The 20671-nt window shown below is 45.1% G+C and carries 15 protein-coding genes and 4 pseudogenes; 3 read left to right on the top strand and 16 right to left on the bottom strand.

Going from position 1 to position 20671, the window contains the following annotated elements:
• Positions 1–4: 4 nt before the first annotated feature.
• From fabD to ACY3LV_RS17130, 3 genes and pseudogenes are all read right to left on the bottom strand, one after another.
• Complete coding sequence (gene fabD, locus ACY3LV_RS17140; protein WP_464864213.1) at positions 5–1207, bottom strand: ACP S-malonyltransferase; 1203 nt, start codon at positions 1205–1207, stop codon at positions 5–7.
• A 549-nt stretch (positions 1208–1756) separates the two neighbouring features.
• A pseudogene (locus ACY3LV_RS17135) lies at positions 1757–1914 on the bottom strand (3-hydroxybutyrate dehydrogenase); the annotation flags it as partial.
• Between the two features lie 34 nt (positions 1915–1948).
• A pseudogene (locus tag ACY3LV_RS17130) lies at positions 1949–2198 on the bottom strand (6-carboxyhexanoate--CoA ligase); the annotation flags it as partial.
• 209 nt (positions 2199–2407) lie between these two features.
• On the opposite strand from ACY3LV_RS17130, the pseudogene ACY3LV_RS17125 reads away from it, so the two are divergent.
• The 3 genes and pseudogenes from ACY3LV_RS17125 (at position 2408) to uptA (ending at position 4437) form a co-directional block, all read left to right on the top strand.
• Positions 2408–2867, top strand: a pseudogene (locus ACY3LV_RS17125) (GtrA family protein).
• Between the two features lie 6 nt (positions 2868–2873).
• Positions 2874–3767, top strand: coding sequence for a UTP--glucose-1-phosphate uridylyltransferase GalU (gene galU / locus ACY3LV_RS17120; protein ID WP_333560349.1), 894 nt, complete (start codon positions 2874–2876; stop codon positions 3765–3767).
• 73 nt (positions 3768–3840) lie between these two features.
• On the top strand, positions 3841–4437 hold the full coding sequence (uptA, locus tag ACY3LV_RS17115; protein WP_148961693.1) for an undecaprenyl phosphate transporter UptA: 597 nt from the start codon (positions 3841–3843) through the stop codon (positions 4435–4437).
• A gap of 48 nt (positions 4438–4485) precedes the next feature.
• Here uptA and nrnB read toward each other — a convergent pair whose 3' ends face one another.
• From nrnB to ACY3LV_RS17050, 13 genes and pseudogenes are all read right to left on the bottom strand, one after another.
• A complete protein-coding gene (gene nrnB, locus ACY3LV_RS17110) occupies positions 4486–5685 on the bottom strand; it encodes an oligoribonuclease NrnB (protein ID WP_464864212.1) in 1200 nt (399 codons plus the stop codon).
• Between the two features lie 171 nt (positions 5686–5856).
• Positions 5857–7392, bottom strand: coding sequence for an acyl-CoA carboxylase subunit beta (locus ACY3LV_RS17105; protein WP_464864211.1), 1536 nt, complete (start codon positions 7390–7392; stop codon positions 5857–5859).
• Between the two features lie 10 nt (positions 7393–7402).
• A complete protein-coding gene (locus ACY3LV_RS17100) occupies positions 7403–8185 on the bottom strand; it encodes an enoyl-CoA hydratase (RefSeq protein WP_333517439.1) in 783 nt (260 codons plus the stop codon).
• 17 nt (positions 8186–8202) lie between these two features.
• A complete protein-coding gene (gene ldeG, locus ACY3LV_RS17095) occupies positions 8203–9105 on the bottom strand; it encodes a hydroxymethylglutaryl-CoA lyase (protein WP_464864210.1) in 903 nt (300 codons plus the stop codon).
• 14 nt (positions 9106–9119) lie between these two features.
• On the bottom strand, positions 9120–9341 hold the full coding sequence (locus ACY3LV_RS17090; RefSeq protein WP_148961688.1) for an acetyl-CoA carboxylase biotin carboxyl carrier protein subunit: 222 nt from the start codon (positions 9339–9341) through the stop codon (positions 9120–9122).
• A 14-nt stretch (positions 9342–9355) separates the two neighbouring features.
• Entirely contained in the window at positions 9356–10690 is a 1335-nt protein-coding gene (locus ACY3LV_RS17085) for an acetyl-CoA carboxylase biotin carboxylase subunit (protein ID WP_464864209.1), read from the bottom strand.
• A gap of 9 nt (positions 10691–10699) precedes the next feature.
• Complete coding sequence (locus ACY3LV_RS17080) at positions 10700–12346, bottom strand: AMP-binding protein (RefSeq protein WP_464864208.1); 1647 nt, start codon at positions 12344–12346, stop codon at positions 10700–10702.
• Between the two features lie 42 nt (positions 12347–12388).
• Entirely contained in the window at positions 12389–13531 is a 1143-nt protein-coding gene (locus tag ACY3LV_RS17075; protein WP_148961685.1) for an acyl-CoA dehydrogenase family protein, read from the bottom strand.
• A gap of 423 nt (positions 13532–13954) precedes the next feature.
• The gene (locus ACY3LV_RS17070) at positions 13955–14422 is read right to left on the bottom strand and encodes a GNAT family N-acetyltransferase (RefSeq protein WP_464864229.1); all 468 of its coding nucleotides are present in this window, start codon (positions 14420–14422) and stop codon (positions 13955–13957) included.
• A pseudogene (locus ACY3LV_RS17065) lies at positions 14417–14521 on the bottom strand (GNAT family N-acetyltransferase); the annotation flags it as partial. The pseudogene ACY3LV_RS17065 and the gene ACY3LV_RS17070, both read right to left, overlap by 6 nt.
• A 120-nt stretch (positions 14522–14641) precedes the next feature.
• On the bottom strand, positions 14642–16174 hold the full coding sequence (locus ACY3LV_RS17060; RefSeq protein ID WP_464864207.1) for a glycoside hydrolase family 10-like protein: 1533 nt from the start codon (positions 16172–16174) through the stop codon (positions 14642–14644).
• A 152-nt stretch (positions 16175–16326) separates the two neighbouring features.
• Positions 16327–16719, bottom strand: coding sequence for a DUF1360 domain-containing protein (locus tag ACY3LV_RS17055; RefSeq protein ID WP_148961682.1), 393 nt, complete (start codon positions 16717–16719; stop codon positions 16327–16329).
• Between the two features lie 107 nt (positions 16720–16826).
• The gene (locus tag ACY3LV_RS17050) at positions 16827–20669 is read right to left on the bottom strand and encodes a non-ribosomal peptide synthetase (protein WP_464864228.1); all 3843 of its coding nucleotides are present in this window, start codon (positions 20667–20669) and stop codon (positions 16827–16829) included.
• Positions 20670–20671 lie beyond the last annotated feature (2 nt).

Raw genomic sequence — 20671 nt, 5'->3', positions numbered from 1 at the left:
AGCTTTATTTTAAGATCCGCAATTGTTCCCAAGTCGGAAGCTGTTTAGCCTCGAAAATTAATTGACATAAATGGAGCGAATGCTCGAGTTCTTCTTCTGAAAGTTCATTTTCATTTCTTTCCATTTTTTCTTTGAGCGGTTGTAATTGCGCAAATAATGGTGGCGCCAGATTGGAATAAGCTGATGCATCTTTGTTATAATTTCGCGCAATGATGGATTGAATCATCATCTTATGCAGTTGTTTCTTGCGTAAATGGACAACATGTTTATTCCTTTCCACCGAATTGGACAGTAAATGAAGGTCAGTTGTTTGACCTAAAGAGTAAGCTGCAATATGACTCGTTGTTTTTTTCAATAGACTGACCAAGACGTTCTTGGGACCCATTTCGATGACTTCCGTGACTCCGTGCAAAAGTAAGTAATGCATCGATTCTGCCCATCTTACCGGCATCGTCATGTGCTGACGCAAATGTTCCCTGACCAAATGTCCATTATGGTACGGAACCGCTGTGACATTCGAAATGATCGGCCATGCAGCATCCTGGAAGGTATACTGGTTTAATGCAGCCTGGAATTGTTCGGCCGCTGATCGCATCATCGAACTATGAAAAGGAGCGCTGACGTTCAAATAAGTGTGCTTAGCCCCCATTTCCTCCGCTTTCTTAATGACAAATTCCACAGCTTGCCGATGTCCGGAGATGACATTCTGTTGATCCGAATTCATGCAAGCCACGCCTACCGGGCGGTCTGCCGTCGAAATTCCCGCACACAGCTCTTGCAATGGTTGGATATGGATCTGAGTGATGGCGGCCATCGTTCCCAGCTGCTGAGGATCCGCATCTTGCATGAGAACCCCTCGTTGCCTGACAAGCTTAACGGCATCCTGAAAAGAAAGGGCGCCTGCACAGACAAGCGCTGAATATTCTCCCAAGCTATGACCTGCCAGAAAGTGCGGTTTAACCCCTATTTCCTGCATATACACTTGATAGGCAATGACACTAACCGTTAAAATGGCAGGCTGTGCATTCATTGTCCTTGTCAATTCGTTCATATCTGCGTCAAAGCACAGTTTTTTGACATCCATGGAGATGGCATCGCTTGCCTCTTCAAATAATCTTTTCGCAAGCGCAAAATCATTCCAAAAACGTTTACCCATCCCTATAAATTGGGAACCTTGTCCAGGAAATAAAAAGACAAGACTGTTCATGAGCTCCCTCCGATCACATTGAATAGAGATACAATATTATACAAAATATCCCTATATCTAACATCCTAGCATGATTATAATAAATGTGTATAGAATACTTTTGGAGGAGTTATTGTTCGATTTTACAAAGGTCCTGGATACATTTATTCATGAAATATAAAGATAGAGCTGACACTGAAAAATCAGTCTTAAAGAGAGATGATAAGAGCCGGGATGGAAGTCTGTTACCGACTCTTCTTCACTTAGACCGCGCCCTCGCTGTTCATTGTTTTAGGGCTATTGACATAATTGTGTCAGAAATTACATATATTCTTTTTATTGTAAAAGTTAATTTGTATATCTGTGAAGGATTGTAAATTGATCGCGCTTGATTATAGATGTTGCGTGCGGAACTTCTCAGTCTATTGAATTTTGGCTGCTTCTTCTGCTGATTCCTGTTTCCATTGTTCTCTTCTTTGTAAGACATTTCGTTATCATTCAGCACTCCTCCTTTCGAAACCCGTCATATTTTGTCATCCTTTGTGAACAAAGTTTTCAAGAGCATAAGAACTATTGAGCGGTATTCCCGCCGTCCATGACTACGGCCTGACCTTTGGCGCCTTTTGCTTTGTCGCTGGTCAAGCAGCGATCTCTTTCTCCTTCCCTGACAGCAGCCGTTTTTGGGGAACGACCAGGAAGATGACGTCCTCAAGAACGCGTTCATACGGCGCGAATGTCCTTCAGCTGATTGTGGATCCCATTTTGCAGAAGCTTCCGGGCGGTTGCGTGTCCTTTCTCTGCCATAGCTGTTTGATGTACGGCAATCGGGTAAAGTGCGGATCGTTTTGATCGGTTCATTAGCGCTTTTAAGCTGAAACTGCCCTCTTGAATGCGAGAAGCCACTATGTAATAAGCCATTCACCCCTTCCTGTAAACCGCTGTAAGTGATGAGCCGTTCTCCGCCGGAAATGTGTTTTCCTCTTTGTGGGGGCGTCCTGGGAAGCTCTCGTATGTTTCTTCCTGCATCACATTCCCCTCCTTTCTCATCTTGAAAAATGATGCTAACTAAAATGTTTATTAACACTTATACAGAATATTAAAGTTCCTAGCAAAATGTTAACTTAATGAATCTGCTAGGCCTCATTACTTTTTCATGTTTTGTTCATATTTTAGTAATTGTTTATTCAACACTGTCCGCTAAAGTAATTCATATCAACAAATATGACAGCCATCCGCATCTTTCTATGAAGGGAGGTCAAAACCGGGTGCCGTTATGCTGAAAGAAAAAATAAAAACATTAGGCCGTTTTTGCACTGTGGGCGTAGGCAATACGCTGATAGATTTTGGTGTCTTCTTTCTTCTCACCGCTTGTCATGTCCCTTATCTGCCGGCGCAGATCTGCTCCTATTCGGCAGGCATCATCAACAGCTATGTGTGGAACCGGAGTTGGACGTTTCGTGTAAAACGTAAGGCTGGGGGGAAAGAGATCGTGCGCTTTCTCATGATTAATATTGCCGCGTCGGGGATTACCTTTTTGCTGCTTTATTTGTTTCAAAAAGTCGGCTGTTCGCTTTTGGTGAGTAAGCTCGCCGCCACTATCGGCGGAATGATGATGAATTTTATCGGAAACCGAATCTGGGTATTTGGAGATTCGCTGAAAAACATACAGGATCAGGAGTGAAGATGAATGAGAAAAAAAGTGAGAAAAGCGGTCATTCCCGCTGCGGGTTTAGGAACGAGATTTCTGCCGGCGACAAAGGCGCAGCCGAAAGAAATGCTCCCGATTGTCGACAAACCAGCAATTCAATACATTGTAGAAGAAGCCGTAGAGTCAGGAATTGAAGATATACTGATTATTACAGGGAGAAACAAACGCTCAATTGAAGACCATTTTGACCGATCGGCGGAATTGGAATTCAATCTGCGGGAAAAAGGCAAGACGGAGACGCTTAAGGAAATGCAGCAGATTGCCGATTTGGCCAACATTCATTACATCCGCCAGAAAGAACCGCTCGGATTAGGTCATGCGGTGCTGTGTGCGGAGCATTTTATCGGAGATGAGTCTTTTGCCGTCCTATTAGGCGATGATATTATGGTGTCTGAAACACCGGCTCTTCGGCAATTAATGGATGTATACGATGCTTATGGCACAGAGGTTGTCGGTGTACAGTCAGTTCTCCCTGAGGATGTCAGCAAATATGGTATTATCAATACATCAGGATCTCAAGGGCATGTGTATGAGGTAAAAGATTTAGTGGAAAAGCCTTCTCCTGAGGAAGCGCCTTCGGAAATCGCCGTGATGGGACGTTATGTGCTGAATTCTTCGATCTTCCCCGTTTTAAAGTCCATTGGCAGAGGCGCGGGCAACGAAATTCAGCTTACAGATGCGCTTCGTGAGGTTTGCCGTCAGCAGCCGATCCATGCCCGGCTGCTGGAAGGAAAACGATATGACATTGGTGATAAATTGGGCTGTTTTAAAGCAAGCACCGAAATCGGCTTAATGCGTCCTGAAATGAGATCTCAGCTTTTAGCTTATTTAGAAGAAGTGCTCAAACGGGAAACAAAAGAAGTGCTGCGATAAAAAAATTTGTAACCATCTTGCTCGTCAATCAGTCATATAATAGTGAAAAAGATAAGGACAGGTTGTGAAGAATGTGGGCAGTTTGATAAGCGAAATTTTAACTTGGCTGACGAATATGGGATATGCGGGCATTGCAATTGGTTTGATGATCGAAATCATACCGAGTGAAATTGTATTGGCCTACGGCGGCTATATGGTATCGGAAGGCACGATTGGATTTATTGGCGCCATTATTGCGGGTGTTATCGGAGGCACCATTGCCCAGATCTTTATTTATTGGATCGGTCGCTATGGCGGCAGACCGTTTTTGGACAAATACGGGAAGTACTTATTGATTAAAAAGCATCATATTGATATGTCAGAAAACTGGTTTCAAAAGTACGGCACGGGGGTTGTCTTCTCGGCACGTTTTATACCGGTTGTCAGACATGCGATATCCATCCCCGCAGGCATTGCCAAAATGCCGTTTTCCAAATTTGTGGTCCTGACTGTACTCGCGATCATTCCGTGGTCTATCCTGTTTGTTTATTTAGGCATTCAGCTCGGAAGCCAGTGGGATGATGTTGAGAACATTGCGGGCACTTATACAACACCGATTATGATACTGGCTATTGTCGTGATTGCCCTTTATTTTGTGATTAAAAAACGCACAGCCATTTTTAAACGATAGCTGGCGGATATGCATAGGGATGATTGATGCACCCCTATGCATATTTTTTTATCTGCGCTGTTGGTTTGCCAGCTTCAAGTGCTCCGCTAAAAATGCAACAAATACTTCATCACGCACGAGCGATGCGGCATAATTTCTTTTCATAAACCATTCTGCTTCTTCAAAAGATGTGAATGTTTCATCCTGTGTTTCCCCGTTAATTTGAATATTCCACTCGTTGTCTAAAGGAAACAGAAAAAATCTCATTTGTGCGCGATTTTCATATAATGATCCGTTGGCAGACCCCTTTAGGTTATAGAAGTTACGGAAAGCATCCGGCCTGACAGGATCAATTCGAAATGCTTCAGCAACAAACAATTCGTATACTTCGTCGGTTATAGAACAGCCGGATGCCTTTGCATGTCCTCCGCCTCCGTATCGGCCGGCGATTTCTGACACATCGATGTCATCGTGAATGGTGCGCAGGCTGACTCGTTTTGACCCCATGCTTAAAATCGCAATGTAATCAAGATGCGGATTTTCTTTTCCAAGCCTGTTTCCAAGCTCTGAATGGTACGATTCTGCGTGAACGATGCCCGCACAGTGTTCGTGAACAAAGGTTTGCACCAATTCCCTTTTCTTCCTGCGGAGGTAGCGCTCGATTTTTTCGTCTTCTAAATCAAGCAGCTTTTCTTCAAATTCATCAAAGAAAAATTCATCATGCGCAGAAAGACGCTGAATCATTTTTTTTACAAATTCATCGATTGACAGCAAAAAGAAAAGGTCATTAAGCCGCTTCGCCTGTTTTTGATCGTACCGTTCCCATTCCCATGTATCATATTGGCGGACGAGTTCTGTGAATTGATCTAAGGCATTTGTCGGTTTCATGAAGCCATTTTTAACGAGATAGTCATATAACAGCGATGTGGCCGATGAAAGCCGTCCATCATCGTATTCCACTTGGACAAATCCCCATTCATGCTCATTTAAATGAAGAGCTGTTTTATGATGGTCAATCAGCTTCACTTTTCCGCCCGCTTGAACATACTCATTCAATCTCTCTTCGTTTTCTTCGTTAACGGCGAGATCGGTGATGAATAACGCATCTTGTCTGTTGTTCTCTTTCGCTTTTTCTAAAAAGAGCTGCACCTGAGCGTTTAAGCCGTTGACAGAGTTATATCGGATCTCCACATCTTTCCCGAAAGCCAATTTTGCTACGATTCCGCACCCTACTCCGTCCAAGTCGTTATGTGAATATAAATGATACATAATGTAGGCCCCTTTTTATGATGAACTGATAATTGCCGCTAGTGAGGCAGCCTTTATTTACTATTCTAAAAAACATAGCGTTTTATGCAAAGTTGATTAGTTAACATAATGTGATTATTGTTAATAAATAAAAGGAGCGCTTTTTGCGCTCCACCCTCATTCCTTGCTTTTTTACACAGGATAAACCGGATGCTTTCGATTGGTAAATGTCATTTCCTTTGTCATATATGCCTTGAGCCGTTTGGCCAGTTCATCACGCAGCGAATTGGCTGGAATGACGGCATCGATGATCATCTCTGAAGCCAGGCGGTATATATTGATGTCCTCTTTGTATTCCTCCCGTTTGCTGCTGATAAATGGCACCCTCTCTTCTTTCGGCAGCTCGGCGATTTTTTTCGCGTAGACGGCGTTTACAGCTGCTTCTGGGCCCATGACTGCGATTTGGGCGGTTGGGAGCGCCAAGCAGCAATCCGGTTCAAATGCCGGCCCTGCCATTGCGTACAACCCCGCTCCGTACGCTTTTCGGACAATGACAGAGAGCTTGGGAACAGTTGCCTCTGACATCGCTGAAATCATTTTTGCCCCGTGCCTGATAATACCCGCTTGTTCTACCTTTGTGCCGATCATAAAGCCGGGAATATCTGCTAAGAACAGCAATGGGATATGAAACGCGTCACATAAGGTAATAAATTTAGCCGCTTTGTCTGCTGAATCATGGAATAAGACGCCGCCTTTTACCTTCGGCTGGTTTGCAACAATACCGACAGGCTGTCCGTGAATTCGTGCGAGGGCCGTTATTATTTCCGGTGCGAATAAAGTTTTGATTTCAAAAAATGAGTCTTCATCAATGACCCGCTCTATCAGCTCATGCATATCAAATGGCGCATTTTGGTTCTGCGGAATGACGTCGGCAAGCGGGCTGTCGAAGTGTTTTGGCGGGCGTTTATCCTGAATGGGCGCTTTAGCTTGATAATTAGCCGGAAAGTACGATAAATAAGCCCGTGCCAGACGTATGGCTTCTTCTTCAGTGTCTGCAAGAATATCTCCGCACCCTGAGATTGAGCAATGCATACGGGCGCCGCCCATTTCTTCGAGAGACACTTTTTCGCCAATGACCATTTCCGCCATCCTTGGTGAGCCTAAATACATGGAGGCGTTACCGTCTACCATGACGACAATGTCACAAAAGGCCGGGATATAAGCGCCTCCTGCGGCAGACGGTCCGAAAAGCAGGCAGATTTGCGGAATGCGTCCTGATAATTTGACTTGATTGTAAAAAATTCTTCCCGCGCCGCGTCTCCCTGGAAATACATTGATTTGGTCGGTAATTCTGGCACCTGCCGAATCGACTAAATAAAGGAGCGGACAGTTTAATTTTTGCGCTGTTTCTTGAATTCTGATGATTTTTTCAACGGTTTTCGCTCCCCATGAGCCTGCTTTTACCGTTGAGTCATTGGCCATGGCGCAAACGGTTTGGCCGCCGATTTTGCCGATGGCTGTTATGACTCCGTCAGCGGGAAGCCCGTCTGACATGCATTCCGCAAAAAAAGCGTCTTCAAGCTCGATGTCATCGTCAAACAAAAGAGCAAGCCGTTCTCTGACAAAGAGCTTGCCTTTTTCTTGGTTGCTCTGATGATACTTTTCCGCCCCGCCTTGTCGTATCCGATCGGCCCGTTCTGTTCGTTCCTTTTCATAATCCATGAGCATTGCCTCCCTTTTATATTCCCTTGTATACGGCCCGTCTTTTTTCTTGAAACGCCTGAAGTCCTTCTCTTCTGTCTTTTGTCGGAATGGTATGTTCATATGCTTTTTGTTCAATCGCCAGACCTGTAGCGAGATCTGTCTCCAATCCTTTATTGATTGCGAATTTAGCCTGACGGACAGCGATTGGCCCGTTGGCAGAAATGGCTGCGGCCAGTTCCTCTGCTTTTGGCATGAGGTTACAGGGAACCGTGACATGCTCTACAAGGCTTATCTCCTTTGCTTCGTGTGCAGTTACGCGTCTGCCTGTATAAATTAATTCTTTTGCTTTTCCCCTGCCAATCAGCCGCGGGAGCCTTTGGGTTCCTCCAGCGCCTGGGATAATGGCTAACCCTGTTTCCGGAAGGCCCAGCACGGCAGATTCAGCTGCGATTCGAAGGTCGCATGCCAATGACAATTCAAGACCGCCGCCCAATGCGCTTCCGTTTATCGCAGCTATAACCGGCTGCGGCAGGGCTTCAAGCAAAGCCGCGGTTCTTTGAATGAGAGATACACTTTCAAGAACCTGATCTTCTTTCAGCTTTAGCCGTTCTTTTAAGTCTGCCCCCGCGCAAAACGCTTTTTCGCCGGTACCTGTGAGGATGACGCAGCGGATGTTTGCATTGAATTCAATTTCCTGAAGAATCACATGCAGGTTTTTGAGCATATCCGCTGAAAGAGCATTTGCCGCCTGAGGCCTATTTAAAGTGATCACGGCAATGTGATCGTTTTGAACGGTAAAAAGAATAGATTCTTCCATTGTATTTGTCCTCTCTTTTATGAAGATGATTTAAACACCTGTAAATTTCGGCTCGGCAGCTGTTTGCCCATTTTCTCTTCTATCCATTTGGCCGCAGAAAGCAGTTTATCGAGCTTTACATTTGTTTTGATGCCCATCTGTTCAAGCATATACACGATGTCCTCAGTTGCGGCGTTTCCTGACGAACCTGGAGCATATGGGCAGCCCCCAAGCCCGCCTGCCGAGCCGTCGAACACAGTGATGCCCATTTGGAGCGCTGTGACCATGTTGGCCAGCGCCGTTCCTCTCGTATCATGAAAATGCAGGGCCAATTGATTGGCGGGGAATCGTGGCAAAAGAGCTTCAAGCACGGTTTCAACTTGGGCGGGATTTGCCGCTCCGATTGTATCTCCAAGCGACAGTTCAGAAATTCCAAATTCAAATAGGGCTTCACAAAGGCGAATCACTTGTTCAATGGGGACGTCTTTTTCGTATGGACAGCCGAAAACGGTTGAGAGGTAGGCTCTTGTTGTGAGGTTTGCTTTTATAGCATCATCGTTTACTTTTTTGAGCATACGAAGAGTTTCAGAAGTCGATTTGTTGATGTTTTTTCTATTGTGCGTCTCGCTGGCGGACATAAAGATGCAAGCTTCGTCAATGCCTCCTTCAAGCGCGTTCTCCAGTCCCTTTTGATTCGGAACAAGTGCCGCGTACGTTACCTCCTTTACACGGTCGATGCCTTTTGCGACGTCTATCGCATCTCGAAGCGCCGGAATCCATTTCGGGTGAACGAAGGATGTGATTTCGATGTAGGAAAGCCCTGTTCGGGAAAGCTGGTTGACCCAAGTGATTTTATCTTCTGTTGCGATCCATACTGGCTCGTTTTGTAAGCCGTCACGCGGACCGACTTCTTTGATGTTCACTTTTTTAGGATATGGCATGTTCTTCCTCCAGATTATTGAGTGGAATCGCTCAGTACGAGCAGCACGTCTCCTTCATTTGCGAAATCGCCCTCATGTTTTTTGACTTCTTTTACGGTTCCGCTTCTGTCTGAAACGATCGGGATTTCCATTTTCATTGATTCCAGAATGGCAACTTCCTGGCCTTTTTCAATTTGGTCGCCGGCTTTGACGTGCACTTTCCACAGGTTTCCCGCCATTTGTATCTTAACTGTCATGACAACTGCCTCCTTTATAGGTGTTGTTTCAAAAAGTCAGTCGTAACATCCCCTTCTTTAAATGCTTTTGATGCCGCAGCCTGTATGAGAAGCGGAAGATTTGTTTTGATTCCCTCTATCCGATAGTCGCGGAGCGCTGTCTCCAGTTTTTCAATTGCCTCCTCTCTGTTTTGGCCTTTGACAATCATTTTGGCGATCATCGGGTCATAAAAAGGGGTGACAGTACTGTCTTTCGCTACCGCACATTCGTGTCTGACGCCTGTTTGGCCAGGGAGTGAAAACGCAGAGATCGTTCCCGGTGACGGATAGAAGGTCTTCGGATCTTCCGCGTATATTCTGACCTCTATCGCATGCCCGTTTCGTTTGATGTCTTTTTGAGAGAATGTGAGAGTTTGGCCCGCAGCAATACGTAACTGCTGCTCTACTAAGTCCAGGCCTGTTATTTCTTCAGTCACGGGGTGTTCAACTTGCAATCTCGTATTCATTTCGAGGAAATAAAAGTTTTGATTCGGATCAACTAAAAATTCAATGGTTCCTGCGTTCGTATAGCCGATCGCTTTGGCTGCTTTTACTGCCGTTTGCCCGATCTTCATTCTCAGTTGATCGTCTAAAAATGGAGACGGCGCTTCTTCAATGACCTTTTGATGGCGCCTTTGAACTGAGCAATCGCGTTCAAACAGGTGTACTGTATGGCCATGCTGATCGGCCAAAAGCTGAACTTCGATGTGGCGGGCATGTTCAATGACTTTCTCTATATACATCGATCCGTCGCCGAAAAAATCTGCGGCGCGCTTTTTGTTCCCCTCGTACGCCTTTCTTAATGCTTCTTCGTTCTGAACAAGCTGCATTCCGATGCCTCCTCCGCCCGCTGAAGCTTTCAGCATGACGGGGTAGCCGATTTGACGTGCGGTACGGCAGGCTGCCTGAATGTCTCCGAGGGATTCAGAAATGCCGGGAACGACAGGGACTCCTGCTGCCTCCATTGCTTTTCGCGCTTCAATTTTGCTGCCCATCTTTGCGATGATATCGGGTGCAGGGCCGATAAACACGATGTTTTCTTGCTTGCAGCGTTCAGCGAATCGGCTGTTTTCTGATAATAACCCGTATCCCGGGTGGATCGCGTCGGCGTTTGCTTTTTTCGCCGTCTCTATAATTCTCTCTATATTTAAATAACTTTCACTGACTCTTGATCCCCCGATCAAATAAGCCTCTGTGGCCGCTTTTGTATGGGGCGCGTCTCTGTCTGCTTCAGAATAAACCGCAGCCGTTTTGATGCCGAGGCGGCTGCACGTTCGGATAATTCTCATTGCGATTTCTCCGCGGTTGGCGATTAGTACTTTTGTAAACATGGCTTCACCTCATTGACATGATAAGTTGAACATTTCAATCGTTTTTTCACGCAGTTTATATTTTTGAATTTTGCCTGAAGCCGTCATCGGGTACTCGTCTGTAAAAATCACATAACGCGGAATTTTGTGGCGGGCGATATTCCCTTTGCAATAGTCCTTAATTTCTTCAGGTGAAGCAGTTTTCCCGTCTTTCAGTTTAATCCAGGCTGCGGCCTCCTCCCCGAATTTGGCGTCAGGCACACCAACGACCTGTACATCTAAAATATCAGGATGCCGATATAAAAATTCTTCGGTTTCCCGCGGGTAAATGTTTTCACCGCCTCTAATGAGCATGTCTTTTAATCTTCCGGTGATGCGGCAGTACCCGTCTTCATCCATGACAGCAAGATCTCCGGTAAACAGCCATCCGTCGTAATTGATTGCTTTTCTAGTCGCTTCTTTGTCTTTATAATAGCCTTTCATGACGTGGTAGCCGCGGGTGCATAGCTCTCCCTGCACGCCTCTTTGAACTTCTTGACATGTTCCGGGCTCTACAATTTTCACTTCTGCATGAGGCAGGGCGCGGCCGGTTGTATCGACTCTCCTTATGAAGGAATCATTGGCTCTCGTTTGCGTAATGACCGGTGAGGCTTCGGTTTGTCCATAGGCGATCGTAATATCTTTCATGCCCATCTTTTCAATGACAGCTTTCATCACTTCACTTGGACAGGGAGAGCCGGCCATGATGCCTGTTCGGAGCGTCGATAAATCATATGCTTCAAAATCCGGATGATGCAGCTCGGCGATAAACATGTTCGGCACGCCGTGGAGCGCTGTGCATTTCTCTTTTTCGACCGTTTTAAGAACGGAAACGGGATCAAATTCCTGTACAGGTATCATGGCTGCCCCGACGGACACACACGCCAAAACCCCGAGCACGCATCCGAAACAGTGAAAAAACGGGACAGGGATGCACATGCGGTCTTGAGAGGTTAATGCCATACATTCAGCTATATTGGCAGCGTTATTGATGACATTAAAATGGGTCAGCATCACACCTTTAGGAAACCCTGTCGTTCCTGATGTGTATTGCATGTTGATCACATCGTCTTTTTCAAGGCTGTTCATTCTTGCTTCCAGTTCAGCATCTGTCACTGTTTTTGCAAATCTCTCTGTATCCCCCCAATGATACATGCCCGGCAAAGGTTTATCGCCAATATAGATCAGCGTTTTTAAAAAGGGATAGCGTTCTGATGTCAGCTGCCCGGGCTCGGCGATTTGCAGCTCTGGAATGAGGCTGTTCAGGATGTCTGTGTAAGAAGTGCCCCGGTATGAATCCATGACAATAAGCGCCGCGGCATCCGATTGCTTTAACAAGTAATCGAGCTCGTGTGCTTGGTAATTGGTATTGACGGTCACGAGCACGGCTCCGATTTTTGCGGTGGCGAACTGAACGGCCAGCCATTCGGGGATATTTGAAGCCCATATGGCTACGTGGTCTCCTTTCCCAATCCCCATCCGCATGAGCGCTTTAGCGGTTTGACGGCACAGGCTGTCAAATTGGGCGTACGTATAGCGGATATGTCTGTCTGGATAAACAACCGCTTCTTGATCGGGATAGGTTACAGCGGTTTGTTCCAGCAGTCTGCCGATTGTGGAATGGATGAGTTCAGCCATGCATTGTTCCTCCTTTCTAAGAGACGGGAAAGCGTTTACATTTTACGTTAAAAGCTGTCTGGCGATCACGATACGCTGAATTTCAGATGTGCCTTCACCGATTTCCATTAATTTTGCGTCCCGCAGCATCCGCTCTACCCCATATTCCCTCATATAGCCTGAACCTCCATGGATTTGAATGGCTTGATTGCAAGCTCTTGTCGCCATTTCAGATGCAAAGAGCTTGGCATACGCCGCTTCTTTTGTGAACGATCGGTTATGGTCTTTCAGCCATGCGGCTTTTAACACCATTTGCCGCGCCAGATCAATTTCCATCGCCATGTCAGCAAGCTTAAATTGTATCGCCTGAAAGGAAGAAATCGGCTGTCCGAACTGCTTCCGTTCTTTCGCATATGCCAATGATGCTTCAAGTGCGGCTTGGGCAATGCCGACTGCAAGAGCGGCGATAGAGATTCGTCCGCCGTCCAGCGTGTATAGAAACTGCTTAAACCCTTTTGTTGGATCACCGAGTAAGTTGCCCGCAGGCACTCTGACATCCTCAAGCAAAATTTCCGCTGTGTTTGAACCTCGGACGCCCATTTTATCGTACGGGCTCGTAATCGTAAGTCCGGGTGTGTCAGCCGGCACAATCAATGCGGAAATGATGTTTTTTCCGTCTTTGTTTTTGCCTGTTACTGCGGTCACAATCACTGTGCGTGCGTAGCTTGCATTTGTGATCCAGCATTTTTCGCCGTTAATCACGTACTCGTCACCGTTTGTTACCGCTTTCGTTTGAGTGCCTCCTGCATCTGATCCGGCATTTGGTTCCGTTAGGCCGAATGATCCGAGTGCTTTGCCCGACGCCAGCGGAGTCAAATGCGCTTTTTTTTGTTCTTCTGTTCCGAAGTAATAAAGCGGGCTTGCGCCGAGGGAGACCGCCGCTGCATAGCTTAATCCAGTACTGCCGCAGGCTTTGCCGATTTCTTCAACCGCTAAGGCATATGAAATTGTATCTCCTCCCGATCCGCCGTATTCTTCTGGAAATGGAATGCCCATCAGCCCGAGTTCACCCATTTTTTTAAATGTTTGAATCGGGAACTCGCCTGTTTGATCTACATGTTCAGCGTGAGGAGCAATTTCTTTTTTCGCAAAATCCTTTACCATTTCACGCACCATTTGCTGTTCTTTTGTCAGCTCAAAATTCACGTGGTTTCCTCCTTCACATCTTTGTAACATCCTATTAGGCGAGTTCTGTAATCATTCCCTGACAAAAGAAGTCTGAAAATTAAAACGGGGTCATTTTTTATGTAAAAACATCTACGGGATGAGCATACATAGCATACATCCATATCGCAAACGCAATGGCGGGCCTATTTGATAGTGTCGGGAACTGTGATCGATCCAGTTTTTGATAGAGAAAGAACATAGGCATAAAACAAGAGCGGTGTCCGGTTCAAGAAAAGAAAGTGCAGCAAAAAGGGTTCTTCAGCCGGATCAGTTAAAACGGTCTCCGAATAGGACAAAAAATAGCATGGCATCTGTCCAGACTAGATTGGAAATTCGCCCCGCAATTAAGTGAGCTCTTCTGTCAGACATTGATATTCGGATTGTATTTGAAAAAAGAAAGACTTATATGTATTCGTTTTTAAGAAGGCCGTATATCTCTACATCAACAACTCCTTTACCTGACCAATAGGACTCCTGCCTGAGCAATCCTTCTTTTATAAAATTGTTTTTTAAGAGGACGTTTTTTGAAGCTTCATTTTCAGGCATGACTTCAGCTTGAATCCTGTTTACATTGACATGTTTAAATAAAAATACTGCAAGCATGCGGACGGATTCTGTAGCAAAGCCTTTCCCCCAGTATTCTTCACCTAAGTAGTATCCAATTGTTACCATGTTTACTTTTTGATTAAAATCCATCGCTTCAATAATCCCAACCAGTGTATTCTCTTGATTCTTCGGAAAAATCCCCCACTTAATTCTGCTTTTTTTGTTGTAATCCCTATCAAAATGGCCGATCATTTTATGTACTGTTTTTATGTTATGTTTCGGGATGATGCCGCAGTATTCAAATACTCTGACATTATCATAAATCGAAAATACGTCCTGTACGTGCACCTCTTCAATTTTACTTAAAACTAGATTCTCAGATTCCAATACTGGGAAATGTCCAAAAACCGCTTCCATATTCATGTGAGTCTCTCCCTTGCTTTTTCTTTTCTTTAACAAATTCAGCGGCTTATCATAAGCATCCTGTCTCCAACATCACTTTTTTTAAAAAAAGACGACTTTGAAAGCCGTCCTTCTCACTTCTTATTTTGTCTTTCGTTTGGAAGCCTTGCTTTCGTTATGGAGCCGGTCTGCTGAAGTGACATAATACGTATACTTCTTATTTGGGTCTGCTGTTTCATCTAAGAAGGTTTGCTGCCCATTTGTTTTTCTCACGGTTCCCAGCAATGTTTTGGTCGATTCCCCTTCGGCTCTGTATATCGCATAATAGGTAGTTTCTTTTGTTTTTTGATTTGACGGGTGATCTTGAATGAGCAGCAGATTGCCGTTTTTGTCTTTGATGACCTTCGTAAGCTTTGGTTTTTTTGGTGCGGCACTGTCAAGCCAAGGCATTTGCGGAACCAATGCCGGTTTGCTGTAAAGCTCGGTGATGAGCCTGTCTTTAATGCCAAGCGGATTTTTGTTGAGGTCTTTGAGGCTGAAGTGCATGCTTCCTTTTACAAGCTCAAGCTGACGGTTTAAGGTGATTTGTCTTACATACTCCTCTGGGTCGGACCATGGCTTATCAAAGTTGTTGTTGATTTTATAAGCTGCCTGCCCAATATATAAATGAACAGGCCTATTGTTGACTTCATTGCTCCACCAATCAGCCAGCACGTCGTAAGCCGCTGCGTTAAAGCCGATGCTCCAATAGATTTGCGGCGCAATATAATCGATGTCTCCTTCTTGAATCCAATGTCTTGTGTCGGCGTATAGGTCGTCATAGTTCCTGACGCCTGCTTTGGTATTTGATCCGGTTGGGTCATCTGCCGCGTTTCTCCATACACCAAATGGACTGATGCCGAATTTGACGTAGGGTTTTGCGGCCTTGATCGTTTGGTTGATTTGTTTGACTAGCTGGTTCACATTATCACGCCGCCAGTCATCAATATTGGAAAACGTGCCTTTTCCATATTGTTCATATTGTCCTTGATCAGGAAATTCCTGTCCCGCTATTTTATAGGGGTAAAAATAATCATCCATATGAACAGCATCGATATCATAATGTTTTACGACTTCCTCAATGCTTTTCACGATAAAATCTCTCGCTTCAGGAATGCCCGGATGGTAATAAAGCTGGTTTCCATAAGCGGCAACCCATTCTGGATGCTTTCGTGCCGGATGATCCTCAGACAATTTATCGAGATCTGTATGATTCATCGTAATACGGTAAGGATTAAACCATGCGTGAAATTCCAAATTTCGTTTATGGGTTTCTTCAATCAAAAATGCTAGCGGATCATAGCCCGGGTCTTTACCTTGGACACCGGTTAAGTACTCAGACCAAGGTCCGTAAGCGGACGGATAAAAGGCATCTGCCGTCGGCTTAATCTGGACAATAACGGCATTCATTCCCATTGTCTGTACATCGTCAAGCAGTTTGATATACTCTTGTTTTTGTTCTTCCGTTGTTAAACCTTTCTTTGACGGCCAATCAAGGTTTAAGACGGAAGCAATCCATACGGCTCTTAGTTCCCTGTCAGGATGCGCATTGGCCATAAACGGAACGGATATAACAAACGTTCCGATGATCAAGCTGACAAGGAAACGGACAATCGGCTTTTGGCGAACCTTCATTCTGTTTCTTCTCCCCCATTACATCACTTTCACTTTTCGCTATTACGGTATTCCCGGGCTGTAAAAGGGTGCTTAATCGGTTTGAAGAAATCAGGATTTACGTCTATATCACCAGATAAACGAAAAAAGTCCTGAAGCATATTTGTGCTGCTTTAGGACTTTTTATCATTTATCATGGTTTGCAGGCTCTTTAACACATCAACGAGTTTTACGCCGACACCGACAGCTGTTTCAAGAATCGCTTGTGCTCCTGCGATGGCTAAAATAAAGATGACTGGAACTGCAATACGAGGCAAAAAGAGATAGCCCAATCCGATCAAGATCGCACACCAAACGCCGGCACACCAGTAGCAATTGAGCATATACCCAAAGTTAGAAGCCGGAACGTTTTTTACATCTACATGCCCGTTTTGATCAACGATCCTTTTCTTTTTCATAAAAGGTTTTCGGATAAATTCTGTGATTTTGTCGAATACAATCAAATGTGTCAGCCTGTAGCTGGCAAGAATCAGCATGATAAAAGTAAGCCAAGAAAGATCATCCATGACAAGCCTCCAAGAAAAAGGATGATGTTATCATTCCCTCGTGTTCTTTATCCATTCTTGATATAAAAAGAAAGACGGACAGAGAATGCCTCTGTCCGCTAAATCGCTTATCGTTTGTGCAGTAGTGCTTTATTTGAAGTGATCTTGTCTAAAATGTCGAGGATGATGTCAGCGTTTTTTTCAGCATATGTGCCTTCCAGCATGTCTTTGTGAGCGCCAAAACCGGTGTATTCGCTGTAGTTTCCCAAGGCGGCGCCTTTCCATTTCGTTAAGCCTGTATGCTCGCCAGTTTCGTTTTGAATTCCAGCTTCAATGAAATGAATGTTTGCTTTGATATGCCCTTCATTCAGCAACTGCGCCCAATATTCCTGATAGTTTCTTTTTTTCTTCATCACCTTTTCTCTGACTGCTTCAGGCAGGTAAGTTGCCGATTCGTCATTTCCAGCATCGATAGGGATAGGCTGTTCTTTTAGATAAGCGTCCACGATCATGAAGTCACTGACTTCCAATCCTTTTCGCTCCATAGCCTGTACCACTTCAAAAGCCAGATTTCCGCCCGCGGAGTAGCCTAATAAAACGTAAGGGCCTTCAGGCTGTATGTCTGTGATGCTATTGACATATTGTTCAATGCGGGTGTCATGTTCAATAAAGTGAAATCCATAGACAGATGCCTTGTCATTCAGCAATAAAGCAAGATCTTTGAAATAAATGCCAAATCCTGATATCGGCGGGAAGCAGAATAGGTTTCGCGCGCCGTGCTGGTTCAGTTTGATCACATGCTGTTCATCTGCCGCTGTCAGCTGTTTCGAATAAAGTTTTTCGGCAAGCTGAGCGATGGTCGGATTTTCGAACAAGAAATCGATGGGTATGTCTATGTGCTGCTGATGCTTCAATGTGTGTATGACTTGCAGTGCTTTTAGCGAATGTCCGCCAAGAGCAAAGAAGTCATCATCAATACTAATGGTTTTGACACCGAGAACATGTTTCCAAATGTTCGCCAACTCTTCCTCAATCAAGTTTCTGGGCAGTGTGATGTCCTGCCGTTTATCAGGCTTGTTTTCTGGAATAGGAAGAGCGCTGCGGTCTATTTTTCCGTTTCCGGTAAGCGGCATCCGGTCCACACGCACCCAGTGCTGCGGGATCATATAGTCCGGGAGCACACGCGCCAAATCGGCGCGGATCTCCTTTTCTGTTCTTTTGCCATCGCTGACGTAATGAGTGTGCAGCTGCGCCTCTCCGTCTTTTTCTTTCATTGTCACTGCCGCTTCCTGCACGCCTTCCATTTCTAACAGGCGCGCTTCAATTTCGGCGGGCTCAATTCGTTTTCCCCTGATTTTCATCTGCCTGTCAATCCTGCTGATGTATTCTAAGTTTCCATCGGGCAGCCAGCGAGCTAAATCACCGGTACGATATATTCTTTCTCCAGACAAGAAAGGATGAGGAGAAAAAACATCATTTGTCAGGTCATCTCTGTTCAAATAGCCTTTTGCGACCCCATCACCGCCGACACAAAGCTCTCCGGGAACGCCTATTGGCAAAAGACAGCCTTTTGCATCTAAGATGAAAGCGGTGCTATTGCTGATTGGTTTTCCGATCGGAATCGGCCCTGCATAGTCTCTTTTCATCTTAAAAAAGGTTGAAAATGTCGTGTTTTCCGTAGGCCCGTAAATATTATGAAGCGCCAGATCTGGACAGGCGTGTCTGACAGCATTCATAAGGGCAGGCGAGAGTGCTTCTCCGCCGACATATAACGTATGGAGTCCGCGGAACATGTCTGCTTGAGCTTGAGCCAGCTGATTAAAAAGAGCTGTTGTTAAAAATAGCACTGAGATGTCATTTTCAAGCAAATACGCCCCAAACCGATCAGGTGACAGCAGTGTCGATTTATCAATGATATGAAGGCTTGCGCCGTTTAAAAGCGCCCCGAACATTTCAAAGGTGACGGCGTCAAAGCTGATAGATCCAGTCAGAATAAACCGGTCATCAACGGACGCAGATGTGTAATTGCTGTTGCTGACAAGGGACACGACATTTCGATTGGTGATCATGACGCCTTTCGGCTGGCCTGTTGAGCCTGAGGTATACATGATGTATGCAAGATCATCCGGACTGGAGCCGACGTTGATAGGGGTATCATTCTCTTCCATCCAGGCCTGTGCATCTGAAGTCATACATGTTCCTGAGAACGAAGCGTTTGCCTCTAACCCTTTTTGAATAATTAGTATTTTCGCTTGTGTTTCCTCGAGCATAAAGCTGACACGTTCAGGTGGGAGCTCGGCGTCAAGCGGGAGGTATGCTCCTCCTGCTTTTAAAACGGCAAGCACACTGATAATGAATTCAGGAGAATGAGCAGCTAATACTCCGGCTGTCTCGTTTTGCTGAAACCCATTTTCATATAATTCTCTGGCAAGTGCATCAGAGCGTTTATCAAGCTCTTTATACGAAAAGGACATAGTGCCATACACAAGTGCGGTATGATCTGGCGTCTTTTCTGCTTGTTTACGAAATAAATTGATAATTGTATGATTCTTTGGATACTCTGTTTTTGTATGGTTAAACTGTGTGACAATCTGCTCTTTTTCTGTTACATCTAGAAAAGAAAAATCAGCAATGGGTATGTCAGGGTGCTGTGCTGCTGTGCTTAGCGCTTGCGTAAATTGCCTCTTGATACAGCTGATCCAGGCAGTATCGTAAACGAACGCGTTATAGCTGAACTTGACGACAAGCTCTTCACCGGGAGCAACGACAAGATTAAAGTTATACCCTGATTGCTCAGATACCTTCACTTGATCAATTTGCAGCGGTGAACTGGTGCGATCAGCTGAATCGGCGATTTTCTGCTGTAACGGATAGTTTTCAAATACTATAATGTGATCAATCAGTTCCTGTTTTAATGCGGTGTTTGCCTGGATATCAAATAAAGGCTGGCAGGTAAATGGATCGGCTTCCAGCATTTCTTTCTGGCTGCGTCTGAGCAGCTCTTGAAACGTTTCGTCTTGATGCGTTTTGATCCGAACCGGAATGGTATTGATAAACAATCCTATCATTTGTTCCACACCCGGAATTTCTGACGGTCTGCCTGAGACAACCGCGCCAAATACAACGTCGTCAGTGCGGTTATATTGCTGCAGCATCAAACCCCAAACTGCCTGAATAAAGGTGGCAAGCGTGACGCCATGTTGTTTGGCAGTCTCTTTGAGCTTGTCTGTCAGTGGTTTATTTAATGAAAATATCAAATCTTCACGTTGATAACCCTCTTTTGTTTCTTCATCAGACACACGAGGCAGCGGTGATGGGGTGCTGTAGTTTTTTAAATAGGAATCCCAGTACTCCGCCGCTGTTTCTTTGTCACGGTTTGTCAGCCAGGAAATATAGGTGCTGTACGGACGGACAGGGTCTAAAGAAAGCGGTTTTCCTGCATGAATCGATTGATAAATCCGCATAAATTCCTGAAGAACGATGCCAAGGCACCAGCCGTCCATTAAAATGTGATGGTGGCTCCAGATGCAAACATGCTCCTCTTCAGCTGTTTTGAATAGATAAATCCGCATCAACATGTCTTTTTGCAAATCAAAGCCTTTTTGCTTGTCCTTCTCCTTAAAGCATTCAATATACTCATTCTGCCCGTTTGTGGGCAGATGGGAAATGTCTTCGCTGTACAAATGGAATTCGCGTTCTGTCATCACGACTTGCCGAGGTCCCGACAAATGCGGGACGTGCGGCAAAAACACGGTTCTGAAAATGTCATGGCGGTCGATGATGGTTTGAATGCTGTGCTGAAACCATTCATAACTGAGGCTCCCTTTAATGGTGAAGAGCGACTGCTCAACGTATGCCCCCTCCTCTTTACGGAGGAAGGAATGAAACAGCATTCCCTCTTGCATATGACTCAGAGGATAAATGTTCTTGATTTTTTTGATGTTATCCATAGTATCTGCACCTTTCTTCACGG

This window comes from Bacillus sp. 11C (genome assembly GCF_055486375.1).
Note: the sequence above shows the minus strand (reverse complement) of the source record. Positions and strands in the feature narration are given on the sequence as shown.

What these genes read in the sequence shown, in the direction of transcription:
- fabD (WP_464864213.1), bottom strand. Translation starts at nt 1,207, where the DNA reads ATGAACAGTCTTGTCTTTTTATTTCCTGGACAAGGTTCCCAATTTATA.
- galU (WP_333560349.1), top strand. Translation starts at nt 2,874, where the DNA reads ATGAGAAAAAAAGTGAGAAAAGCGGTCATTCCCGCTGCGGGTTTAGGA.
- nrnB (WP_464864212.1), bottom strand. Translation starts at nt 5,685, where the DNA reads ATGTATCATTTATATTCACATAACGACTTGGACGGAGTAGGGTGCGGA.
- ACY3LV_RS17105 (WP_464864211.1), bottom strand. Translation starts at nt 7,392, where the DNA reads ATGCTCATGGATTATGAAAAGGAACGAACAGAACGGGCCGATCGGATA.
- ACY3LV_RS17100 (WP_333517439.1), bottom strand. Translation starts at nt 8,185, where the DNA reads ATGGAAGAATCTATTCTTTTTACCGTTCAAAACGATCACATTGCCGTG.
- ldeG (WP_464864210.1), bottom strand. Translation starts at nt 9,105, where the DNA reads ATGCCATATCCTAAAAAAGTGAACATCAAAGAAGTCGGTCCGCGTGAC.
- ACY3LV_RS17090 (WP_148961688.1), bottom strand. Translation starts at nt 9,341, where the DNA reads ATGACAGTTAAGATACAAATGGCGGGAAACCTGTGGAAAGTGCACGTC.
- ACY3LV_RS17085 (WP_464864209.1), bottom strand. Translation starts at nt 10,690, where the DNA reads ATGTTTACAAAAGTACTAATCGCCAACCGCGGAGAAATCGCAATGAGA.
- ACY3LV_RS17080 (WP_464864208.1), bottom strand. Translation starts at nt 12,346, where the DNA reads ATGGCTGAACTCATCCATTCCACAATCGGCAGACTGCTGGAACAAACC.
- ACY3LV_RS17060 (WP_464864207.1), bottom strand. Translation starts at nt 16,174, where the DNA reads ATGAAGGTTCGCCAAAAGCCGATTGTCCGTTTCCTTGTCAGCTTGATC.
- ACY3LV_RS17055 (WP_148961682.1), bottom strand. Translation starts at nt 16,719, where the DNA reads ATGGATGATCTTTCTTGGCTTACTTTTATCATGCTGATTCTTGCCAGC.